The sequence below is a fragment of the Streptomyces sp. NPDC058246 genome (assembly GCF_042881985.1).
Classification (GTDB): Bacteria; Actinomycetota; Actinomycetes; order Streptomycetales; family Streptomycetaceae; genus Streptomyces.
Window position 1 is genome coordinate 217,976 of the sequence record NZ_JBHVWZ010000005.1, and the last position, 20,362, is coordinate 238,337.

Here is a 20,362-nt window from a genome sequence, read left to right on the forward strand (position 1 = left end):
GGCATGGTCGGCTGCGTCATGGGTGAGTCCTTCGCAGCGTGGTCAGTTGCGTCATGAGTGAGCCCTTCGCGGTTCGCTGTCCGTCCTGGGCCAGATCGATTCCGATCCTGTGACAAGCGCGTGGCTGCCGCGAGGCTTGTTGCCGGTTCGGCAAATCGGCTGCGTGCTGAACCGCCCGCCGTACGAGGGCCACGTCCGCCCGGGGATGATGGCCGGTATGCGCATCCGTATCGAAGCCGTCGATCTGCCCGGACTCACCTGCCCGGCGCCCGCCGACGGCGACGTCGCCGTGTACGGCAACATCCACGTCGCCGTACAACGCCGCGACCGTCCCGCCGAACTCCTCGAACCGCACCCCGGCGACGCCGCGTCCGCGACCTGGACCCTGGAGTGCACGGCGACCGCCTCGCCGACCGGCACCGACGTGAAAGGCCCCTACGTCCAGGACCGGCTGGGCCGCCGGTTCATCTACCTGTCGTGGGGCACGGTCGACGAGTCGGGCGTCTTCTCGATGTTCCGCCGGGCCAAGCTGATGCTGGACGCCGTGCCCGCCGACGTACTCGCCGCGGCCGCCCGCGACGGTCTGCTGGTCGGACGCCTCGGCCTGACCGACGCCTGCGGCAACCCGCTGTGCGCGCGGGTCGAGCCCCCGAGGATCACTTGGACCGCCGGACCCGCCGGACCTGCCTGACCCGCCGGACCCGCCGGACCCGCCGGAAGCGGGGACGGAAGCCGGGTTCGCCCGAACGCTTGAACGGCTCCGCGCTCCTGCCGAGCCATGCCGCCACTCCCACCGATGCCGCCACTCCCGCCAATGCGCCCAATGCCGCCGAGGACGCGTGTCCCGGGTTACGGGTGTGACAGCGGTTCACAGTGGGGCCGTTGTGGTGACCGGTGCATGATGGATGCATGGATCTTCGAGTCTTCACAGAACCGCAGCAAGGGGCGACCTACGAGACGCTGCTCCGCGTCGCCAAGGCCGCTGAAGACCTCAATTACGGAGCCTTTTTCCGCTCGGACCATTACCTGCACATGGGGTCCGTCAGCGGCCTCCCCGGCCCCACCGACGCATGGATCACGCTGGCCGGTCTCGCCCGTGACACCAGCCGCATCCACCTCGGCACCCTGATGACCGCCGCGACCTTCCGGCTGCCCGGCGTCCTCGCGATCCAGGTCGCGCAGGTCGACCAGATGTCGGGCGGCCGGGTGGAACTCGGCCTCGGGGCCGGCTGGTACGACACCGAGCATGAGGCATACGGCATTCCGTTCCCCAAGGAGAAGTTCGCCCGTCTGGAAGAGCAACTCGCCGTCATCACCGGGCTGTGGGCCACGCCCGTCGGCGAGCGGTTCTCCTACGACGGGACGTACTACCAGCTCAAGGACTCGCCCGCGCTGCCGAAGCCCGCGCAGTCGAAGGTGCCCGTCCTCATCGGCGGCCACGGGGCCAAGCGGACCCCCGCGCTCGCGGCACGCTACGCCGACGAGTTCAACATGCCCTTCGCCTCCCTCGCCGACACGGAGCAGCAGTTCGCCCGGGTGCGCGCGGCCGCCGAGCAGGCCGGGCGAAAGGGTGACGAGCTGGTGTACTCCAACGCGCTCGTCGCTTGTGTCGGGAGGAACGACGCCGAGGTGAAGCGTCGGGCCGACGCCATCGGGCGGGAGGTCGAGGAGCTGAAGGCGAACGGGCTCGCGGGTTCGCCGGCGGAAGTCGTCGAGCGGATCGCTCAGTACGAGGGCGTCGGGTCGCAGCGCATGTATCTCCAGATGCTGGACCTCGACGACCTGGATCATCTCGAGCTGATCGCGTCCGAGGTGATGCCCCAGCTCGGGTAGGCCGACGACGAGCGGGGGCCGGCGCTGGGGGCCAGGGGGTGAGGCCAGGGGTTGAGGCCAGGGGCCCGCGCTGGAGGGCAGAGGTGAGGCCAGGGTCCCGCGCTGGACGGCAGAGGCGAGCCCAGGGTCCCGCGCTGGACGGCAGAGGCGAGCCCAGGGGCCCGCGCGGGGGGCCAGGGTCCCGCTCTGGGCGCCGGGGGTTGGGGCGGGGGCCGGGGGCGGCCTGGGCCGGTCACATCGGTCGATCGGCCCCCTGGTCAACCCCGTCGGTTCCGCTGAGCGCTCCCGTCCCCGGCCGGGTGAAATCCGTCAACCCGGTGTGTCGGGGCGGGGCCATGCCAGTGACTCGGGTCGGTGGTGATCGTTGGCTCGGGCGGAGCCGGACCGCCCGGCACCCGTCGCCGGCGGTCGCCGGGGCGTCACGCTCATCAGTGGCCCTCCTTCCCGGGGGCCGAGGAGGCCGTCGTGTCCCAGGAAGCCGTGCCACAGGAGGGGACGCCCGCACAGCCGAAGGGGCTGCTTCAGCAAATGGAGGAGCTGATGGCCGCGCTCAACGCGGACCTGTCCCAGTTGGACGCGGATCTTTCCGGTGGGCGGCCCGGAGTTCCTTCTGGGGCGCGGCCCGAAGTTCCCACCGGTGGGCGGCCCGGAGTTCCCACCGGGGCGCGGCCCGAAGTTCCGTCAGGGGGGCGGCCCGGGATGGCTTCCGAGGTGCGGGCCGGGCTTTCCGACGAGGGTGACCAGGCCTGAGGCGGGCGCGCCGAGACAGCGTTTTTCTCCCCCTCCGCCCCTACCCGTCCCGTACCTCGGGGCTGCGCCCCAGACCCCCCTCGGCCTGAACGGCATCGCCCTCGGACGCCGGACGGGCCGAGGCTCCGCTACGCCAAGTCTCGTTCCACCAGGCTCTTCTGGTCCCGGACCGCCAGACGTCTCAGCATTTCTATGACCCGGTCCCTGGACTCGTCGGCCGCGTCGATGGCTTCCATGCACTGCCAGTAGGTGCCCTCGTCGTCGGCCGCGCAGGCGACTCCGACGAGGGCGATGCCGACCTCGCCAAGGAGGCTGCCGAGGCAGAGGAGCGCCTCGCGGGCATCGCCCAACCCGGTGAGCTGGGCGGCGCGTAAGGCGCCGATGTCGAGGCTGGGGGCCTCGAGGACGCCGCAGCCGCGTCCCGCCAGCTCGGTCAGGCCGAGGGCCTCGCCCCGCAGTTCAGGGGGCCCGGAGACCGCGAAGCGGCTGCCTATCGCCTGGGCCAGGGAATGTGCCTGCCACGCCTCCGCCATCACCTCCGGGGTGTCACCGCTCTCCGCCAGGGCACGCCTGCTCGCCACGATGAGCCGCACCGCGTCCATGCGCTGCCCCCGTCTGTCCCGACGCGCTTGTCGCACGTCCGCCCGAACTCCGTTGTCCACTACCCAGAGTGAAGGTCCGTGGGACGAAAAGCCAGAGGAAGCCCGAAATCTGTGGACACGGAGTTGAGTGTGGACAACACACTGACTTCGGAGAGTGACAACGGTCGTTGTTCTCCAGGATCGCCGCCCCCGTCACGAGTCGGCTCCCGGCGCCGGGAACCTCCGCTCATTCCGGTCGATCTTCGCGTCGAGCGCCGCCAACGGGTCGATCCCGAGCACCTCGCACAGCTGGAGCAGATACGCCAGGACGTCCGCGACCTCGTCGGTGACGCGGTGGGCGGTGTCCGCGTCGTCCATGACCCGGGCCGACTCCTCCGGCGTCAACCACTGGAAGATCTCCACCAGTTCGGAGGCTTCGACGCTCAGGGCGGCGACCAGGTTCTTGGGGGTGTGGTACGGCTGCCAGTTCCTCGCGGCTGCGAACTCGGCCAGTCTGCGCTGCAGTTTCGCCACGTCCAGTTCTGTCACGGTTCAAGGTCTACCACTGTGGCCCCGGCCACCCCGAAGGCGCAGGAGGCGTCGCTCACCGTGCCCACCAGCCGGATGTGCCCGCGCTCGCACATCCGCGCCGCCAGCCGCATCAGCTCCCCGGCCTGCCTGGCGTCCAGGCAGCGGTCGAAGCCGTCGGCCAGGACCGTCAGTGCCTGGAGTGCCGCGGGGACCTCGCCCGCCTGGTCGACCTCCAGCACGCCGGGCCCGGTGAGCAGCACCAGGGCCAGGGCGAGATACCGCAACTCGCCGTCCCCGAGCAGCCCGAGGTGCGTACGGACGCCGTCGCCGCGGTCGAGGAACACGCGGATCGTGCCGTCACCGACCGGTTCGGCCGCCACGTCCGCGACCGGACCCGCGCATCCGGCCCGTACCGCCGCGACCAGATGCGCGTAGCGGTGGGCGCACTCCGACCTCGTACGCCACAGGACTTCGGCCAGGTTGTCGCAGCCCCGCAGCAGGCGGCCCGCGCCGACCGGGGCGGCGGGGCGCATGCGGTGCGGGCTCGGGTCGCAGGTGTAGACCGACCGCAGGGCCAGAACCATCTGCTCGGCGGCGGCCAGGACTTGGCGCTCACCGGCGGTCCGGCCCGCGACGCGCAGTGGCAGGAGCGCGGTGCCCAGCCGGTCGTCGGGGAGCGGGCCCCGGGTCACCGCGGAGGAGCCCGCGGTGTGCCAGGCCGCCTGCACGACCGGGCGGCCCGGATCGCGCAGCGCCGTCTCCAGCAGGGTCTGCCCGCCCGCCGTCAACCGCTCGCCGACGATGCGCAGTTCGGGCTCGGCCTGTACGGCGATGTCGAGCCGCACGGGGCCCTCGGGGCCGTCCACCGTGCAGCCGATGCGGAAGCCTCGGCGGTGCTGGGCATCCGGTCTGGCCCGTTCCGGTACGCAGGTGACCGGGTCCGGGAACACCTCGGCGAGGGTGGCGCCGCCACCGAGCCGCGCCAGCGCCTCGTACGCCCGCAGCGCGGTGGTCTTGCCGCTGCCGCTGGGACCGGCGACGAGGGTGAGCGGTCCGAGCGGGAACCGGACGCGGCGGTGCGTGGCGAAGGCGGCGAGCCGCAGTTCGGTGACGCCCGGGCGGTCGGGGCGCGCCTCCGCCGCCGCGGGGGCCTCCGGGGAGGTCACGGAAGACACGGTCATATGCGGACGATAGTTCTCCACGACCGAGCGAATCGTTCCGCTCGGGAGACCTTCCTACGATCGAGGGACCGGAACGCGTCTTCGCGGGGACCTGAACCCGCCACCCCGGAGACCAGACCCCGCCACCCCGGCAAACGGAACCCGACCCCGGGAGCCAGACCCCGCCACCCCGGCAAACGGAACCCGACCCCGGGAGCCAGACCCCACCACCGCCCCGGCAAACGAAACCCGTCACACCCGGGAGCCAGACCCCGCCACCCCGGCCACCTGAAACCTGCCACCCCGGGAGGCCGACGCCGCCATCCCCGGAGTCAGACGCCGCGACCCCGGAGACCGGAAACCCGCCCCCCGGATCCATGAAGCTGGCTCCCGGCTGCCCGACCCCGGCTCGCCCCGCATCACACGCCAGGAACCCCCGCTCCTTCCATCAGCCCGCGCACCTCGGTGCCCGGTGGTGTCAGCAGGAACACGTTCCGGTCGACCCGGTGCATGCCGCTGGCGAGGCCGAAGACCACGCCCGTGCTGAAGTCCAGCACCCGCTTGGCGACCTCGGTCTCCGCGCCGGTCAGGTCGAGGAGTACGGGGATGCCCGCCATCAGGGTCTCGGCGACCTCGCGGGCGTCCGCGAAGACATTGACCCGCTGGACCACGAAGCGGCGGCGGGCCTCGGTCTCGGCCTCGGGTATCGACCGGTGGTCGACCGCGGACGGCCACGCGTCCCGGCCCCGCAACGGAACGACCTGGGCGAGCCCCTCCCACTGTTCATCGGTGACGTCGTGGCTGTTCAAGGCCCCACCCCGTCCTGGCTCGCACTCGTTGTCTGCACCGGGCAATTCTTACGCATGGTCACCCGTTCGGCTCAACAGCGACACGGTCCGCGACGCGGTCGCGGGAGCGGGGTATGCGGCAAACTGGACAAAGCCGTTCAAAATCATCGCCCCACGCGGCAATCCAGTCCCCCACACAACAAATCCAGTCCCCCACAGAACAATCGAGGCCGCCCCCCATGAGCCTGAGCATCCGCAACCAGTTGCCCGGAACCGTCACCTCCGTCACTCCGGGCGAGGTGATGGCGACGGTGAAGGTCCGTCTCGACGGCGGCCAGGAGATCACCGCGGCCGTCACCCTGGAGGCCGTCGAGGACCTGGGCCTGGCGTCCGGGTCCACGGTGCGCGCCCTGATCAAGTCGACAGAGGTGTCCCTGGCCTCCGGCCCGGTGTCCGGAGTGAGCATCCGCAACCAGCTGCCGGGCACGGTCACCGACGTCACCGGCGGCGGAGCCATGGCCCGCGTCAAGGTCGACATCGCGGGCGGCGAGCTGACCTCCGCGATCACCAAGGACGCCGTCGCGGATCTCGGCCTGACCACGGGTGCCGAGGTCGTGGCGCTGATCAAGTCCACCGAGGTCTCCCTGTCCAACGCCTGACACGCCGGACGGGCGACCGCGCTTCTTACCTGTCTCACACCGGACTCTTCACGTCCAGTCGCGCGCCGCTCACCTGCGGGAATTACCGTCTGGAGCCGTGTACTTGGCAGAAACCAGGCCGTCGCCCACCGGTCGGCAGGCCCCCTCGAAGGCATCGTCCGACAGGGCGCCCGCGCAGTGGCACCCCGACGAGGCGCCCGCCCAATGGCACCGTGTCCTGACCCTGCTCGCGGACATCAGCCTCTTCATCGGGACGCGCGCCCTGTGGACGTCGGCCGCGAGCCACCGGCTCCTCGTGGCCGCGGTCATCTCGCTCTGCTATGCCTCGATCCTGGTGACGGGCGTCCTGACCCTGGTGGTACGCCGCGCCCGTTCGCTGAGCCGACTGGACCTGGTCGTCCTGGTGACCGCCGTGACGCTCGGCGTGTGCGGGCTGATCATGAGCCACCACGGCAGTGACGAGTCGGTCCTCACCACCCAGGCCGCTCACGAGTTCCTCGCCGGCCACCAGGTCTACGGGCGACCGTGGCCCTGGCTCTTCGGACACGGCGTCGCCCTCACCACCACCATGGACGGCGGCTACGACTACACGTACGGCTATCCGCCGCTGCCCCTGATGCTCACCGCGCCGCTGCTGTGGATCGGCCATGGCCAGCTCGCGGCGACGACGGTCAGCACCGGGTCCCTGATCGTGAGCGCGATCGTGATGTGGCGGATGCTGCCGGTGCCGTGGCGTTCCGCGGCCACGCTGGTCTGCCTCGGTCTCGGTCTGCTGCCGGCGTACGCCCGGCTGGGCTATCCGGCGATCGTCGCCTGCGCCCTGCTCATCCCGGTGGTGGTCGGCTGGCCGCGGCTGGGGCGCGGCGGCCGGGGCGACCTGGTGCGGGCGGTGTGCCTGGGCGCGGCCTGCGCGGCCCAGCAACTTCCCTGGTTCCTCACGCCGTTCCTGCTCGCCGGGGTCTACGCGCTGCGCCGCGGGGAATTCGGCCCGCGCGCGGCGGCGGTCGCCGTGGGCCGGATCGTCGGCGTGGCCGCCGCGACCTGGCTGGCGATCAACGCGTACTTCATCGTGACCGAGCCCCGCTCATGGATCTCCGGTATCGCGCTCCCGCTCACCCAGAAGGCCAACATCCACGGCCAGGGCCTGGTCGGCATCTCGCTCTACTTCACCGACGGCAGCGACCGGCTGGCCTGGTACTCGCATGCGAGCCTGCTGCTGGCCGCCGGCCTGCTGGGCCTGTTCGTGCTCTTCGTACGGCGGCTGGGGCCTGCCGCGACGGTGCTCCCCTGGTGCGCGTTCTATGTGGCGACGCGCTCCCAGGACGGCTACTACCTGATGATGACCCCGCTGTGGCTGGCCGCGGCCGTCACCGCGCCCTGGCAGTCCTTCACCGCGGCATGGCAGCCCCGCCCCGCCTTCCTGCGCGGCCCGCACAAGCGGGGCGCCCGGGTGGCCGCGGCCGCGCTGCTGCTGGCCCCGGCCGCGACGGCGGTGACCCTGGCCGTGTCGGGGTCACCGCCGCTTCGTATGGACGTCGTCGGCGCACGCCGGACCAGCGGAGCGGCGGTCACCGAGCTCACCGTCCGCGTCACCAACCTCGGCGGCGCGGCCCTGAGCCCTCACTTCACGCTGACCACGGGCCAGGGGATGAGCCGCTACTGGACCGTCGTGGCCGGCCCGGCCACGCTGCCCGGTCATGGCTCGGCCAGCTACCACCTCCTGCCGCCCGACGGAAAGTTCCAGCTCCCGAAGGCGGGCACCCGCATCCGCGTACGGGCCGTATCGGCGTCGCCCATGACGCTGTCGAGCGCGGACGTCCGCCTGTCGGCCCTCACTCCCTGACGGTCCGTCAACGCCCCTGGCTGACATGAGGCAGGTCACTCGCGTGGCGCAGAGGCGCGCGGGCGCGCGGGCGCAGACCGCCCGGGCGATCACCGAATCGCCGAATCGCCGCCCGCATCTTCCGGCGGCTGGGACGACGTGCTGGAATACCCCATCGCCGGGCTGTACGCGTACGGCCGGCGGCCGTACGCGGGCGCGGGTTTCACCGGCGGTATGCGGGCGCGGGTACCACCGGCCGAGCATGGCGCACGTATCACCCGGCCGCGCGCGGTGCACGTATCACCAGGCTGTGCACGGCGCACGTATCACCCGGGCGTACGCGGGCTCGCGCATCGTCCGGATCCAGACCGGAGGGGCGGCCGGCTCGGTCATGAAGGTCGTCGGCGCCATGTCCTTGAGGCGGTGAACACCATGGCGGATAACCAGAGTTGTTCCAGCGCCGGCGATTTTTCCGGGCGGCCCGGCGCCGCGTTCGTCGCGGGTGGCACGGGCGCCATCGGCGCGGCGATCGTACGGACGCTCGCCGGGCGGGGCAGCGACGTGGTGTTCACCTATCGCGCGCGCCGGGCCGCGGCCGACTCGCTCTGCGCCGAGGTCAAGGAGTACGGACGTCAAGTACTGGCGCTGCGGCTCGACTTGGCGGACGAGTCGGCCACGGCGGCGGCCGTGGCCGAGGCGGTGTCGGCGTTCGACGGCATCCACACCCTCGTGTACGCGGCGGGCCCGCACGTGCCGATGGTGCACCTGAGCAGGGTCACGCCGAGCCAGTACCGCGCCCAACTCGACGCGGACGCCGGGGCGTTCTTCAACCTGGTCCATCCCGCGCTGTCCCCGCTGCGGGAGAGCCGGGGCAACATCGTCGCCGTCACCACCGTGGCCACCCGCCGGTTCCCCGTCCGCGACGGCCTCTCGTCGGGCACGAAGGGGGCGGTCGAGGCGGTCGCCCGGGCACTCGCCGCCGAGGAGGGGCGGTACGGGGTCCGCGTGAACTGTGTGGGCCCCGGCATGCTGACCGATGGCATCGCCGCCCGTCTGATCAGTTCCGGCGAACTCGACGAGGCGGCACTGGAGATCACCCGCCGCAACATCCCGCTGCGCCGCTTCGGCGACGCGACGGACATCGCGGAGGCGGTCGCGTTCCTGGCCTCGGACCGCGCGGACTTCATCACCGGGCAGGCGCTGGGCGTGGACGGGGGGTACAGCGTCTAGGCGGGGGGACGGCGTCGAGTCGTACCGCCGGTTCCAGGGTGGTCGTCAGCAGTTCGACGGCCGCCGCCGCGTCGTCGGCGGCGGCGACCCGTCCATGACCGATGGACCCAGCAACCGAAGGACCGGCGGACAGACCGTTCGGCCTGGCAGGACCTTCGCGTCGGGGCCGGGTTTCGGACCGGACCGGCGCCCGGGGGAAACCGGCACTCACTGGGTTCCTTGCGTGCGGACGCGGCGAGAACGCCCTCAGACTGGCGACACCGCCTCGCCCGTGACGTCCGCGTCCTCGGCGGAGTAGAAGTCGTCGACCATCCGGTGGAACAGCGTGGCCAATTGCCCCAGCTCGTCCGGGGACCAGTTCTTCAGGGCGACCCGCATACCCCGGCAGCTCGCCTCGCGGACCCGTTCGATCACGGCCTGGCCGGTCGGGGTGATCCGAATGAGCTGGGCGCGGCGGTCGTCCGGGTCCGGCACGCGGGTCACGTAACCGGCCTTCTGCAAGTGCTGCACCTGCCGGGTGACATGGGACGCCTCCACGGCCAGCAGATCGGCCAGCTCGCCGGGACGCATCGGCTCGGCGTCGGCGATCTGCCGCAGCAGCGCCACGGCCGCGCGGTCCAGCGACACTCCGGCCAGAGCCATCAGGCGGTCGTGCTGCCGGACGCGGCCGCTCAAATAAATAGGAGATGCGATTGAGGGCACCCTCGATGTCCACGATGTCGGTCGAGGCCGGGGCGCGACGTCGTCCTGATGGACATCCGTATGCCCGGCACCGACGGTCTCAGCGCCACGGCCACCATCTGCGCCGACCCGGATCTGTCGGCCACGCGTGTCCTCATCCTCACCACGTTCGAGGTGGTCAGCCCCCTGACTGAGCGCGGTCACGGGCGCCGAGCTTGGTCATCGCGCGGTGGATGTGGGTGCCCCACACCGCCGCCCACCTCGGCGCCCTCACCTCGCCGGTCGTCGAGGAACTCGATCAGGGCGAGGGCGAACAGGGCTCCCAGCGCGATCCAGAGGGTGACGGCGCCGGTCGGGTGGTCCCAGGCGATCAGGGTCGCGGCCGCGACGGCGACCACCGTCCAGTCGAGCCAGGACTTGGACCGGCGTACCCACGCTCCGATCCCGCCCGCCTCGAAGCCCGTCGCCTCGCGTACGGCGTCGATGCCACCGGTCCAGGCGGTCCTGACCCGGGAGGCCGCCCGGCCGTCGCCGGTCAGCCAGGCCGCCAGGGCGACGACGACACCGAGGGTGATCACCATGCGTACCGTCGTCCGCAGGTAGCGGACCAGGGTGTCGAAGACGGTTCCCGCGGCGGCCTGGGAGACCTTGGCGGGCAGACTGTCGAGGTACAGGGCGCGGGCGACCCAGAGCCCGAGTGCGAGGAGCGCGGCGCCGGCCGCCACGGCCAGGGCGGCCGCGACGAGGGCCCGGCGTCTGCGGACGGCGGTGACCACACCCGCCGCCGCGAGCAGCAGCGTCAGCACCGGCAGCCAGAACCCGGCGAGTTGCAGCAGCCGGAAGCCCTTCTGGGCCTTGCCGACGGCCTCGGAGGTCATGACCGTGAAGTCCGTGTGCACTTCGGGGATCTTCGACGCCACGGTGAGGCCCTTGTCGACCAGCGCCTGCTTGACCTGGTCGATGACGGGTGCGAGATCGATGACCACGGCGTCGCCGGTGAGTTTCACCGCGCCGCCGCCGCTCCCCGTCAGGGCCTTCACGGCGGCGGCGTGCGCCCTCCTGTTGAGCTGGGTCCACAGGGTGGCGAACGCGTCACTGCTGACGAACTTCTGGGCCGTGCTGTGCACGAACTCCTCGAGTCCGGAGGTGAGCGGTCCGCTCAGCGCGTCCAGGGCCTTGCCGAGGCGTGGCCGGTCGGCGGGGGCGACCGAGGAGAGGAGCGTCTGGAGGTCGAGTCGCTGCATCACCGCGCCGGTCACCCGGTTGGCGACGGCCGCCTGCACGTCCGGGTCGGAGGCGAGGGGCTCCATGGTCGCCACGTACCGGTCGGTGTCCCCGATCTCGTCGCTCGTCCAGGCCGCGACCGCGCTCAGCGGGGTGAGTACGGCGGCGAGGAAGATCAACAGGGCGGCGAGCAGCGCCCGCATCCGATGCCGGTCCCGGGAGGCCGCCGGGACATCCCGCTTCTCCAGCTCCGCGACCCTGGCCCGCAGATCGGCGAGCTCCCGCTGCGCGTCGTGACCACCCACCGCGTCACCCACGGCGCACCTCGATGTCCACCGCGGGGCCGGATCCGTCGATACGGAGGGCGACGGTGCGGAGTGGTGGTTCGAAGCCGCTCCATGAAACCACGGCGTTCACACCCGCGCGACGTCGGGCTTGTAGGCGGCCAGCGCCCAGATCACGAAGAAGTCGATGGCGATCATGACGAGCCCCCACAGGGGCGCGTACGGCAGGAACAGGAACTGGGCGATGATGCTCAGCGAGGCCACCAGGATGCCGGTGAGGCGTGCCCACGCGGCGCCCTTGAGGATCCCCGCGCCGGTGACGGCGACGACCGCGCCCAGGATCACCAGGATCCAGCCCCAGCCCGTGAGGTTGATCCGGTAGACGTAATCGTGCACGCGGGCGTACACGTCGTCCCTGGCGATGGCGGAGATGCCTTGGAGGACGGCGAGGATGCCGTTCATCAGCAGGAGGATGCCCGCGAAGGTGACCCCGCCGGCCGCCCAGGCGCTCCCGCCGGACGGCGGCACACCTCCGGAGCCGCCCGCACCCGCGGGCTTCCCGGCCCCTTGCCCCCAGAGCGGCCTGTCGTCACCGGCCGGCGGGGTTCCCCCCGCCGCACCCGGGGCTGCTCCCGAACCCGGGGTTCCCCCCGAACCGGTGCCGGGTGGAGGCGGCCCTGACGGCTGCGAGGCGTCCTGACTCATGGTCGACCCCCTGAGAGGTGTCGGCGGCTGCCCGCCCGATACGGCGAACGCCGAGGCGACTACGAGCCTGTGCCCCGACCGGGGGCTCCGCCACGCGGGGTCGGCCGATCGGGTGACAGCGGCTCCGGGGGCGAAGAGTCACTCACACGGCGGGCCGCCGAGCTCCATCTGGCGGCCGAAGTCGACCGGGCCGTCGAACCGTCTCAGGCGCTCGGCTGGGTGAAGCGGATGCTGTTGCCGAAGGGGTCGCGCAGGCCGCAGTCGATTCCGTACGGACGCTCGGTGGGTTCCTCGGTGAACTCCACGCCGCGGCCCAGCAGCGTCTCGTACGTCTTGCGGCAGTCGTCCGTGCTGAAGATGAGGTGACCACCCGTGGCCCCCTTGGTCAGCAGTTCGCGGACCTGCTGCGCCGTCTCCTCGGACATCGCCGGGGGCCCCGGCTTCTCCAGCAGAATGTGGCGCTCCGGGTGCCCGGGGACGCTGACGGTCAGCCAGCGCATGAAGCCCAGGTCGACGTCGGCGCTGACCTCCAGGCCGAGCTTGCCGACGTAGAAGTCGAGGGCCTCGTCCTGGTCGAGGACATAGATCTGTGAGTGCGTGATGGCGTTGAACATGTGCCTCACGCTACCGAGGGAGCCGGACGAGAACTTATCCAAAACCGCTCAGTCGACGGACGGTATGGGCAGTGCGGACGGTGCGGCGCTCGGCCGCATCCACGCCATCGTGAAGCACGTCGGCACGGCCGCCGCCGCGCCTCGCCCGGCCTCCTTGCGGTACGCCCGCGGCGACCGGCCGACGATGTCGTGGAACGTGCGGCTGAAGGTTCCCGGGCTGTTGAAGCCGACCTCGAAGCAGATGTCCGTCACCCTGCGGTCGGTCTCCCGCAGCAGGAACATCGCCCGCTCGACCCTGCGGCGCTGCAGGTAGCGGTGCGGCGTCTCACCGAACGTGGCCCGGAAGGTGCGCGCGAAGTGTGCCGGGGACACATGGGCGATCCGGGCCAGGGCCGGAACGTCCAGCGGCTGCGCATAGGCACGGTCCATCGCATCCCGTGCCCGGAGCATGCGGCGGTTGGTCTCCTCTGCGGCGCGGCTCACAGCGCCATCACATCACGGCTCGGTTCTCCGCCGCCCGTGACGGGATCCAACGCCCGTCCGCCCGGACCCTCACACCGTGCTGAACCCCGCCGCCAGCCACCAGACACCAGTCACCAGCCACCAGCCACCGGCGTTGCCCTGGGCAGAGTCGCCAGTCCTCGATCGCCAGGCCCTTCGCCGCGAGAAGCGCGCCACGGCCGGGTCGGCGACTTCACCGTCCGGGAGCCGATGGTGCTCGGACACGAGATCGTCGGCCACGTCGCCGCCCGGGGAGCCGGCGGCAAGGGACCGGCCGTCGGGCCCCCGGTGGCCGTCCACCCCGCCACGCCGTGCGACCGTGGCGGGCAGGCGGGTCCTGGTCACGGGGCATGGCCGATCGGCTGCCTGGTCACCGCCGTTCTGCGCCACAAGGGCGCTGCCGAGGTCACTCGTGAGCGACCTCCTCGACACCCCCTGCACATCGCCGCCGCATCCGGAGCCACCGCGACACTACGGGCCGGCGAGACCGACGACGGCGCGTGGCCGGACCAACCCCGTTCGACGTCGCCCACGACCGGGTCGTCGCCGCCAAGGTTCTTCTGGTCCTGACGACCCGCGCCTGACGAAGGACTCGGCCGACGGCATCACGCGCACGGCGTCGTACAGCTGCCTCCGCCGAACGCCTGCCTGACGCCACATCAGAACGAGCGAGAACCTGGCCGTTGCGTTCCTCGCTGACCGAACGACCCTGCAGTCCTCGACGGCTGCCACGGCTACAACGGCGCCTTCGCGGCCGCTGGGGCGGCGACGCCCGCGTTCCCGCGGCCGCCCTCGGCACGAACTGTTTCTGACTCATTGCCAAATTGCAGGACATGCAAGTAAATTTCCGACAGTCGCTTCGAAATGTCACCGGCAGACGGGGCAAAGGATGAGCACGGACGATCGCGTCGCGGTGACACCCGGGATCGCACGACTGCACGCGTCGCCCGGACTTGCCGGCCCTGGCCGGCTCGGGCTGGTGACCAACCACACCGGCGTCCTCCCCGACCTGCGCCCGGCCGCGCCCGCGCTGCTCGAGGCCGGCGCGCGACTCATCGCCCTGTTCGGTCCCGAGCACGGGCTGCACGGGACCGGCCAGGCCGGCGAGAGCGACGCCGCTCACGCGGACCCCACCACCGGCCTGCCGGTCCACGACACATACCGGTGCAGCGGCGAGCGCCTCGACGAACTGCTGCTCGACAGCGGCGTCGACGCCCTGGTGTACGACCTGCAGGACATCGGGGCCAGGTTCTACACCTACGTGTGGACCATGTTCGACCTGATGGTCTCGGCGGCCCGTACGGGCGTACGGTTCGTGGTCGCCGACCGGCCCAACCCCCTCGGTGGACTCGTCAGCGAGGGCCCGCTACTCAACCCGGCGTGGGCCAGCTTCGTCGGGCGCGCCGCGGTGCCCGTCCGGCACGGTCTCACCTGCGGCGAACTCGCCCGGCATCTCAACGCCTCGGCCGTGCCCCAAGTGGCCGGCAGGGCCGTCGACTTGACGGTGATCGAGGCTGCCGGCTGGCAGCGCGCCATGGACGCCGCTGCAACCGGCCTGCCGTGGGTCGCACCCTCGCCGAACATCCCGACGCCCACCACCGCCACCTTCTACCCCGGCACCTGCCTGTTCGAGGGCACGAATCTCTCGGAAGGCCGTGGTACCACGCAGCCCTTCGAGATCGTCGGGGCCCCGTACATCGACGAGCGGTTCGCGCCCTCACTCGCCGAGCTCGCCCTGCCAGGAGTGCACTTCCGAGATCTGCGGTATGTACCGACCTTCCACAAACACGCCGGACGGGCGCTGCGCGGAGTCCAGCTGCACATCACCGACCGCGAGGCGTTCGCCCCCGTACGTACCGCCGTCGCGATGCTCACCACGCTGCGGCGGCTGTACCCGGACAACTTCGCCTGGCACACCACGGACGGAGGCGGGGAGGGTACCGGCCACCGTCACTTCATCGACTTGCTGTGGGGGTCCGACCGGTTGCGGCGCGCCGTCGACGCGGGCGACGACCCGCTGCCGCTGTGCGATCCGCCGGCGCCGCCGGGCCGGTGGGCCGGCGACGACGTGCTGCTCTACCCCTGAGACCTCCTGCCCCACCGCGGCGACCTGCTGCTCTGCCCCTGAAAGGAGCGGACGCTCATGCAGACTCAACAGCCAACCACGGACGCCCTGTTGTGCAGCCGGGTCGGCCGGGCCGCCCTGGCCCCCGCCACCGGCCCCGCCCACGGGGTCGGCGCGAGCGGCTTCCCCGTATGTGATTCGCGGCAGGGGCTCTACCCGATCGGGCTGCCCCCGCGGCCTTCGAGGACTCCCACGAGGCGCCGGCCGCGGCCGGGCTGGTCGGCGACAGCGACAGCAACAGCAACAGCAACAGCAACAGCAACAGCAACAGCAAGGTGTATATCGGGGTGTCCGGCGTGTCCCACTCGGGGACCACGCCCGGGACCGTCAGGGTCCCCGGCCCGGCCCGCCGCCGCGGCGCGATAGCCGCTGCCGTCACCGACGCCGCGCGCGCCCCTCACCAACGCCCCGCCCAGCCCCGTCACCGACCCCGCGGACGCCGTCCTCACCACGGTGGTACGCGAATCGGGGCGGCGTTCGGGCGCGTTGACCGGCCGCGACGACCGGCCGCGACGCCCAACTCGCCCTCGTGGACTGCGCCCTGATCACCGTGGCGCAGCGTATCCGCACCAGACCGAGGCAGCACTGCGAGCGACGTTCGACGCCGTCCGCGACCTGCGTATGGAAGGACAACCCGTCGATGACCGACCGCACGACGACATCCCGGCCCGAGATTCGTGGCTTTCGCGCGGGTGACGGACCGCAGTTGGTGGAGGCGTGGCGCCGGAGTGCGCCGGCCGACCCCATCACCCCGGACCGCTTCCGCTCCCTGGTGCTGCTCGACGCCAACTTCGATCCGGAGGGGCTTCGGGTCGCCGTCGACGGCGACCGTGTCGTCGGCGCGGCCTACGCGGTGCGCCGTCAGACGCCGATGACCGGCACCGACCTGGAGCCGGAGCAGGGCTGGATCCCGTTCTTCTTCGTCGCCCCGGCCGTCCGCGGGCGCGGCCTCGGCCGCCGGCTGCTGACCGACGCCCTCGACTGGCTGCACGGCCACGGCCGCACCCGGGTGGACTTCTCCTCGTACACCCCGAACTACGTCCTCCCCGGCCTGGACGCCGAGGCGTACCCGGAAGCGGCCGGGCTCCTGGAGTCCCTGGGCTTTCGCACTCTGTACGAGGCGGCTGCGATGGACCGCGGCCTGGTCGGCTATCGCTTCCCGGAGGACGTCGCGTGCCGCTTGGACGAACTGACCGCGCGGGGCTACCGGTTCGCCACCCCGCGCGACGACGACCTGGTGGACCTGTTCGCGCTCGCCGGGAACCACTTCGGCCCGGACTGGGCGTGCACGATCCGGCAGTGTCTGGCCGCGGGCACGCCGCTCGACCGGATCGTCGTCGCCCGGGACCCCTCGGGCCGTCTGGTCGGCTGGGCGATGCACGGCACGTTCGATTCGGTGGACGAGCGGTTCGGGCCGTTCGGCGTGCTGGAGGAGATGCGCGGCACCGGACTCGGCAAGGTCCTGCTCCACCTTGTCCTGGAGCGGATGCGGGCGCGCCGTGCGCACTCCGCGTGGTTCCTGTGGACCGGCGAGCAGTCCCCGGCGGGCCATCTGTACCGCAAGACCGGTTTCACCACGACCCGGGTGTTCCGCGTGATGCGCCGGGAGGCCGCCGGATGACGCCGTCACGCCGCACCGGCGGCCTGAGCCGGCGTCACTTCGCGCTCGCGCTCCCCTCGGCGCTGCTCGCCTCCGGATGCGCGGCGCCGCACCAGGGCACCGGGCGCCCCGGGGATCCGATCGTCCTCACCCTGCTCTCCCACTACGCGAGCGGGGCGCTCAAAGAGGCCCTGCAGGGCCCGGTCGACGAGTGGAACGCCACTCACGACCGGGTCACGGTGCGGACGAAGGCCGTCGAGTTCACGGACCTGCTGACCACGTTCATGGTCCGGCAGGCCGCGGGCCAGGGCGCCGACATCATCCACCCGTACTGCCTGTGGAACGGTCAGCTCGTCCAGGCCGGCGTCCTGCGGCCCGCTCCGGCCGACCACGCCGAGGAGATCACACGCGGCTACGGCGCGGCCGCGGTCGCCGCCTCGTCGGTGGGGGGCAAGGTCTACGGCTACCCCACCGAGGTGCAGACGTACGCCCTCTACTACAACAAGCGGCTGCTGCGCGAGGCCGGCATCGACGGCCCTCCGCGCACCTGGCGGGAGCTGGAGGAGACGGCCTACCGCACCGCCAAGCGGGACCGGTACGGCAACACGCTGGTCCAGGGGTTCGGGTTGTCGACGTACGACGACTCCACCACGGTCGGCCAGACGCTGGCCCTGCTCAACGCCGCCGGCGGAACGTTCGTCTCCGCGGACGGCAGGAGCACCGCCATCGACTCGCCGGCCGGCCGGGCCGTGTTCGATCTGGAGCACCGACTCGTCGTCCAAGGTGCGAGCGCCCCCGGTGTCAACGTCTACAAGGCGTTCCAGTCGGGGCAGGTGGCCATGGTGGTCAGCGCCGGCTGGTGGACCGGGAACCTCAAGGCCCAGATGGGCAAGGACTACCGCGATGTCGGCGTCGCGCCGCTGCCCGTCCCCGAGGCGCACGACAAGCGCGCCACGCTCTCCACCGGCTTCATGCTCGGGGTCGACGCGGCCAGTAAGTACCCGCGCGAGGCCTGGGAGTTCCTGCGCTGGCTCAACACCGACAAGGTGAGCGTGAAGAGCGCCAAGAACGGCGCGGCGGCGACCCGGATGAGCTCCCTGCAGGTGTCGGTCGGCTCGCTGACCGGCCGCGCCGACGACATGCGGACGCTCTTGGGCGAGGGCAGCGATCCGAACCTGCTCCCGTTCCTGGACGCGCTGGCGTACGCGGTGCCGGAGCCGAACGTGCCGGGCGCGCAGCAGGCCAAGTCGCTGCTGCGCAAGAACATCGAGGCGTTGTGGACCGGTCAGCAGTCGGTCGACGAGGCACTGCGCACCACCCGCCGTCAGGTCGATCAGGAGGTGTCGCGGTCATGGTGAACACCTTGATCCCGGAGACGACTGAGCCCGCGCACGACCGGCTGTCTGCCGGGCCCGCTGTCACCGGCCGCGGCCAGACCCGGCGCCGGCGCCACCAGGCCGTCGTCGCCTATGTCTTCCTGACCCCGACGCTGCTGTTCTTCGCGGTCTTCCTGACCCTGCCGCTCGGCTTCGCGCTGCTGCTGTCGATGTCTCGCTGGGCCGGGTTCGAGCTCGGCGACATCGATCCGGTCGGCCTGGACAACTTCACCGGCCTCTTCGCGGACGGATCGACGTTCCTGGCGCCGATCCTCACCAATACGCTGCTGTTCGCCCTGGGCACCGTGGCCCTCGCGCTCGCCGGCTCCGTGCTCGTCGCCACCTGCATCGACAAGCTGCGGTTCCAGGGGCTGTGGCGCACCCTGTACTTCCTGCCGATCGTCACGACCGTCGTCGCCGTCGGCAACGTATGGAAGTACATGTACGAGCCGGGCGGCCTGGTCAACGGCGTCCTCAACGCCCTCGGGCTCGGCTCGGTGACGTTCCTCCAGGACCCGGACACCGCGCTGCCCTCGGTCGTGGTCGTACAGGCCTGGGCCTCGGTCGGCACGGCGATCCTCATCCTGACCGCCGGGCTGAAGTCCATTCCCGAGTCGTACTACGAGGCCGCCGCGCTCGACGGCGCCGGGCCCGTCACCGTCTTCTGGAAGATCACACTGCCGCTGTTGCGGCCGTCCCTGCTGTTCGTGTGCATCACCCAGTTCATCACCGGCCTGCAGTCGTTCGCGCTGATCATCGTGATGACGAAGGGCGGGCCGGGTGACGCGACCAATGTGGCCGCGCTGGAGATGTACCGGCAGGCCTTCAGTTACGGCGACTGGGGCACTGCGAGCGCCGCCGCCTTCGTGCTGTTCGTGGTGGTCCTCGTGGTCACCCTGGCGCAGTTGTGGATCTTCCGGCGCAAGGGGGAGGACGCATGATCCGCCGCCGTTTCCCGTGGTTCTCGTATCTGGTGGTCGTGACCGGCGCCGTACTCACGGTGGTGCCGTTCCTCGACATGGTGATGACGTCCTTCAAGGGGCCCGGCGAGTCCGGCACGCTGCCGTACCGGTTCCTGCCCGAGGCGTTCGACCTGTCCAACTACCGGGCGGCGTTCGACCAGCTCGATCTGCCGGTGCTCTTCCGCAACAGCGTCATCGCCACCGCCCTGATCACCGGATCGGTGTTGCTCACGTCGTCACTCGCCGGCTACGCGCTCGCCAAACTCCGCTTCCCCGGCCGGAACTTCATCTTCCGCCTGGTGCTGTCGACGATGATGTTCCCCCCGTTCCTCTTCTTCATCCCGCACTTCCTGATCCTGGTGCACTGGCCGCTGGCGGGCGGCAACGACCTGTTCGGGCGCGGCGGCGCGGGCCTGACCGTCAGCATCGCGGCGCTCGCCATGCCGTTCCTCGTCAACGGCTTCGGGATCTTCCTGATGCGCCAGTTCATGGTCTCGATCCCGGACGAGGTCCTCGAGGCCGCGCGCATCGACGGGGCCGGCGAGTTCGCCGTGTGGTGGCGGATCGTGGTGCCGCAGACCAAGCCGGTCATGGTGACGCTCGGGCTGCTGACCTTCGTCGACGCCTGGAACGAGTACATCTGGGCGCTGCTCGTCTCCACCGCCAACCCGGACGTGATGACCCTGCCCGTCGGCATCCAGCTCCTCCAGGACTACGTCGACCCGACCCGCACGATGCCCATCGTCATGGCCGGCCTCGTCCTGAGCATCCTGCCGGTCCTGATCCTCTTCCTGCTGCTGCAGAAGTACTACATCCGCGGCGTCATGCTCAGCGGCCTCAAGTAGAGACCGAATCCGTGACCGGCACGAGAACGAAGACGATCCTCGCGATCGGCGGCCACACCGGCGACATGGACCTCACCGCAGGCCCCCTGCC

General features: G+C 71.4%; 20 protein-coding genes and 2 pseudogenes. 12 read left to right on the forward strand and 10 right to left on the reverse strand.

The genetic code is table 11. The features are described from left to right. The first annotated feature begins 217 nt into the window (after positions 1 to 217). Together ACFVXA_RS10035 and ACFVXA_RS10040 are read left to right on the forward strand one after the other, a co-directional pair. Positions 218 to 691 carry a DUF5990 family protein gene (locus ACFVXA_RS10035; protein WP_389463396.1) on the forward strand — a complete coding sequence of 158 codons (474 nt, stop codon included), beginning with the start codon at positions 218 to 220 and terminating at the stop codon, positions 689 to 691. 218 nt (positions 692 to 909) lie between these two features. After that, positions 910 to 1,833 carry an LLM class F420-dependent oxidoreductase gene (locus ACFVXA_RS10040; RefSeq protein WP_362017227.1) on the forward strand — a complete coding sequence of 308 codons (924 nt, stop codon included), beginning with the start codon at positions 910 to 912 and terminating at the stop codon, positions 1,831 to 1,833. Positions 1,834 to 2,711: 878 nt separating this feature from the next. Here the strand turns inward: ACFVXA_RS10040 and ACFVXA_RS10045 are convergent. The 4 genes from ACFVXA_RS10045 to ACFVXA_RS10060 form a co-directional block, all read right to left on the reverse strand. Beyond that, positions 2,712 to 3,185: a DUF6099 family protein gene (locus ACFVXA_RS10045; protein WP_390024652.1), complete on the reverse strand. Its 474-nt coding sequence runs from the start codon at positions 3,183 to 3,185 to the stop codon at positions 2,712 to 2,714. Between the two features lie 192 nt (positions 3,186 to 3,377). Further along, a complete protein-coding gene (locus tag ACFVXA_RS10050) occupies positions 3,378 to 3,713 on the reverse strand; it encodes a nucleotide pyrophosphohydrolase (RefSeq protein WP_362017225.1) in 336 nt (111 codons plus the stop codon). After that, the gene (locus ACFVXA_RS10055) at positions 3,710 to 4,876 is read right to left on the reverse strand and encodes an AAA family ATPase (RefSeq protein WP_383900938.1); all 1,167 of its coding nucleotides are present in this window, start codon (positions 4,874 to 4,876) and stop codon (positions 3,710 to 3,712) included. Before ACFVXA_RS10055 ends, ACFVXA_RS10050 begins: the two co-directional genes overlap by 4 nt. A 398-nt stretch (positions 4,877 to 5,274) precedes the next feature. Then, positions 5,275 to 5,664, reverse strand: a complete 390-nt coding sequence (locus tag ACFVXA_RS10060) for a cell division protein SepF (RefSeq protein ID WP_362017221.1) — start codon at positions 5,662 to 5,664, stop codon at positions 5,275 to 5,277. A 218-nt stretch (positions 5,665 to 5,882) separates the two neighbouring features. On the opposite strand from ACFVXA_RS10060, the gene ACFVXA_RS10065 reads away from it, so the two are divergent. The 3 genes from ACFVXA_RS10065 (at position 5,883) to ACFVXA_RS10075 (ending at position 9,354) form a co-directional block, all read left to right on the forward strand. Next, positions 5,883 to 6,302 (forward strand): TOBE domain-containing protein, encoded by a 420-nt coding sequence (locus ACFVXA_RS10065; protein WP_362017219.1) that lies wholly within the window; start codon positions 5,883 to 5,885, stop codon positions 6,300 to 6,302. A 97-nt stretch (positions 6,303 to 6,399) separates the two neighbouring features. After that, positions 6,400 to 8,145, forward strand: a complete 1,746-nt coding sequence (locus tag ACFVXA_RS10070) for a hypothetical protein (protein ID WP_390024569.1) — start codon at positions 6,400 to 6,402, stop codon at positions 8,143 to 8,145. Between the two features lie 411 nt (positions 8,146 to 8,556). Continuing rightward, on the forward strand, positions 8,557 to 9,354 hold the full coding sequence (locus ACFVXA_RS10075; protein ID WP_383738386.1) for an SDR family NAD(P)-dependent oxidoreductase: 798 nt from the start codon (positions 8,557 to 8,559) through the stop codon (positions 9,352 to 9,354). 246 nt (positions 9,355 to 9,600) lie between these two features. Here the strand turns inward: ACFVXA_RS10075 and ACFVXA_RS10080 are convergent. Then, a pseudogene (locus ACFVXA_RS10080) lies at positions 9,601 to 10,063 on the reverse strand (MarR family winged helix-turn-helix transcriptional regulator). A 29-nt stretch (positions 10,064 to 10,092) separates the two neighbouring features. Between ACFVXA_RS10080 and ACFVXA_RS10085 the strand changes: the two are divergent. After that, a pseudogene (locus ACFVXA_RS10085) lies at positions 10,093 to 10,209 on the forward strand (response regulator); the annotation flags it as partial. A 26-nt stretch (positions 10,210 to 10,235) separates the two neighbouring features. Here ACFVXA_RS10085 and ACFVXA_RS10090 read toward each other — a convergent pair. From ACFVXA_RS10090 to ACFVXA_RS10110, 5 genes are all read right to left on the reverse strand, one after another. After that, positions 10,236 to 11,576 carry a hypothetical protein gene (locus ACFVXA_RS10090; protein WP_390024571.1) on the reverse strand — a complete coding sequence of 447 codons (1,341 nt, stop codon included), beginning with the start codon at positions 11,574 to 11,576 and terminating at the stop codon, positions 10,236 to 10,238. Between the two features lie 96 nt (positions 11,577 to 11,672). Then, a complete protein-coding gene (locus tag ACFVXA_RS10095) occupies positions 11,673 to 12,248 on the reverse strand; it encodes a hypothetical protein (RefSeq protein ID WP_383900924.1) in 576 nt (191 codons plus the stop codon). A gap of 203 nt (positions 12,249 to 12,451) precedes the next feature. After that, entirely contained in the window at positions 12,452 to 12,862 is a 411-nt protein-coding gene (locus ACFVXA_RS10100) for a VOC family protein (protein WP_362017209.1), read from the reverse strand. A gap of 48 nt (positions 12,863 to 12,910) precedes the next feature. After that, positions 12,911 to 13,345 (reverse strand): helix-turn-helix domain-containing protein, encoded by a 435-nt coding sequence (locus ACFVXA_RS10105; RefSeq protein WP_390024573.1) that lies wholly within the window; start codon positions 13,343 to 13,345, stop codon positions 12,911 to 12,913. 69 nt (positions 13,346 to 13,414) lie between these two features. Beyond that, on the reverse strand, positions 13,415 to 13,708 hold the full coding sequence (locus ACFVXA_RS10110; protein ID WP_390024659.1) for a hypothetical protein: 294 nt from the start codon (positions 13,706 to 13,708) through the stop codon (positions 13,415 to 13,417). Between ACFVXA_RS10110 and ACFVXA_RS10115 the strand changes: the two genes are divergently transcribed. From ACFVXA_RS10115 to ACFVXA_RS10140, 6 genes are all read left to right on the forward strand, one after another. After that, positions 13,592 to 13,933, forward strand: coding sequence for a hypothetical protein (locus ACFVXA_RS10115; RefSeq protein WP_390024654.1), 342 nt, complete (start codon positions 13,592 to 13,594; stop codon positions 13,931 to 13,933). The two genes, ACFVXA_RS10110 and ACFVXA_RS10115, sit on opposite strands and share 117 nt — an antisense overlap. Positions 13,934 to 14,252: 319 nt before the next feature. Further along, positions 14,253 to 15,449, forward strand: coding sequence for an exo-beta-N-acetylmuramidase NamZ domain-containing protein (locus tag ACFVXA_RS10120; protein ID WP_390024575.1), 1,197 nt, complete (start codon positions 14,253 to 14,255; stop codon positions 15,447 to 15,449). A gap of 679 nt (positions 15,450 to 16,128) precedes the next feature. Beyond that, the gene (locus tag ACFVXA_RS10125; RefSeq protein ID WP_362017201.1) at positions 16,129 to 17,109 is read left to right on the forward strand and encodes a GNAT family N-acetyltransferase; all 981 of its coding nucleotides are present in this window, start codon (positions 16,129 to 16,131) and stop codon (positions 17,107 to 17,109) included. Then, positions 17,106 to 18,446 carry an ABC transporter substrate-binding protein gene (locus tag ACFVXA_RS10130; protein ID WP_390024577.1) on the forward strand — a complete coding sequence of 447 codons (1,341 nt, stop codon included), beginning with the start codon at positions 17,106 to 17,108 and terminating at the stop codon, positions 18,444 to 18,446. The genes ACFVXA_RS10125 and ACFVXA_RS10130 overlap by 4 nt, the downstream gene beginning before the upstream one ends. Then, positions 18,440 to 19,405 carry a carbohydrate ABC transporter permease gene (locus ACFVXA_RS10135; protein ID WP_390024579.1) on the forward strand — a complete coding sequence of 322 codons (966 nt, stop codon included), beginning with the start codon at positions 18,440 to 18,442 and terminating at the stop codon, positions 19,403 to 19,405. The genes ACFVXA_RS10130 and ACFVXA_RS10135 overlap by 7 nt, the downstream gene beginning before the upstream one ends. Continuing rightward, entirely contained in the window at positions 19,402 to 20,271 is an 870-nt protein-coding gene (locus ACFVXA_RS10140; RefSeq protein WP_362017195.1) for a carbohydrate ABC transporter permease, read from the forward strand. Before ACFVXA_RS10135 ends, ACFVXA_RS10140 begins: the two co-directional genes overlap by 4 nt. Positions 20,272 to 20,362 lie beyond the last annotated feature (91 nt).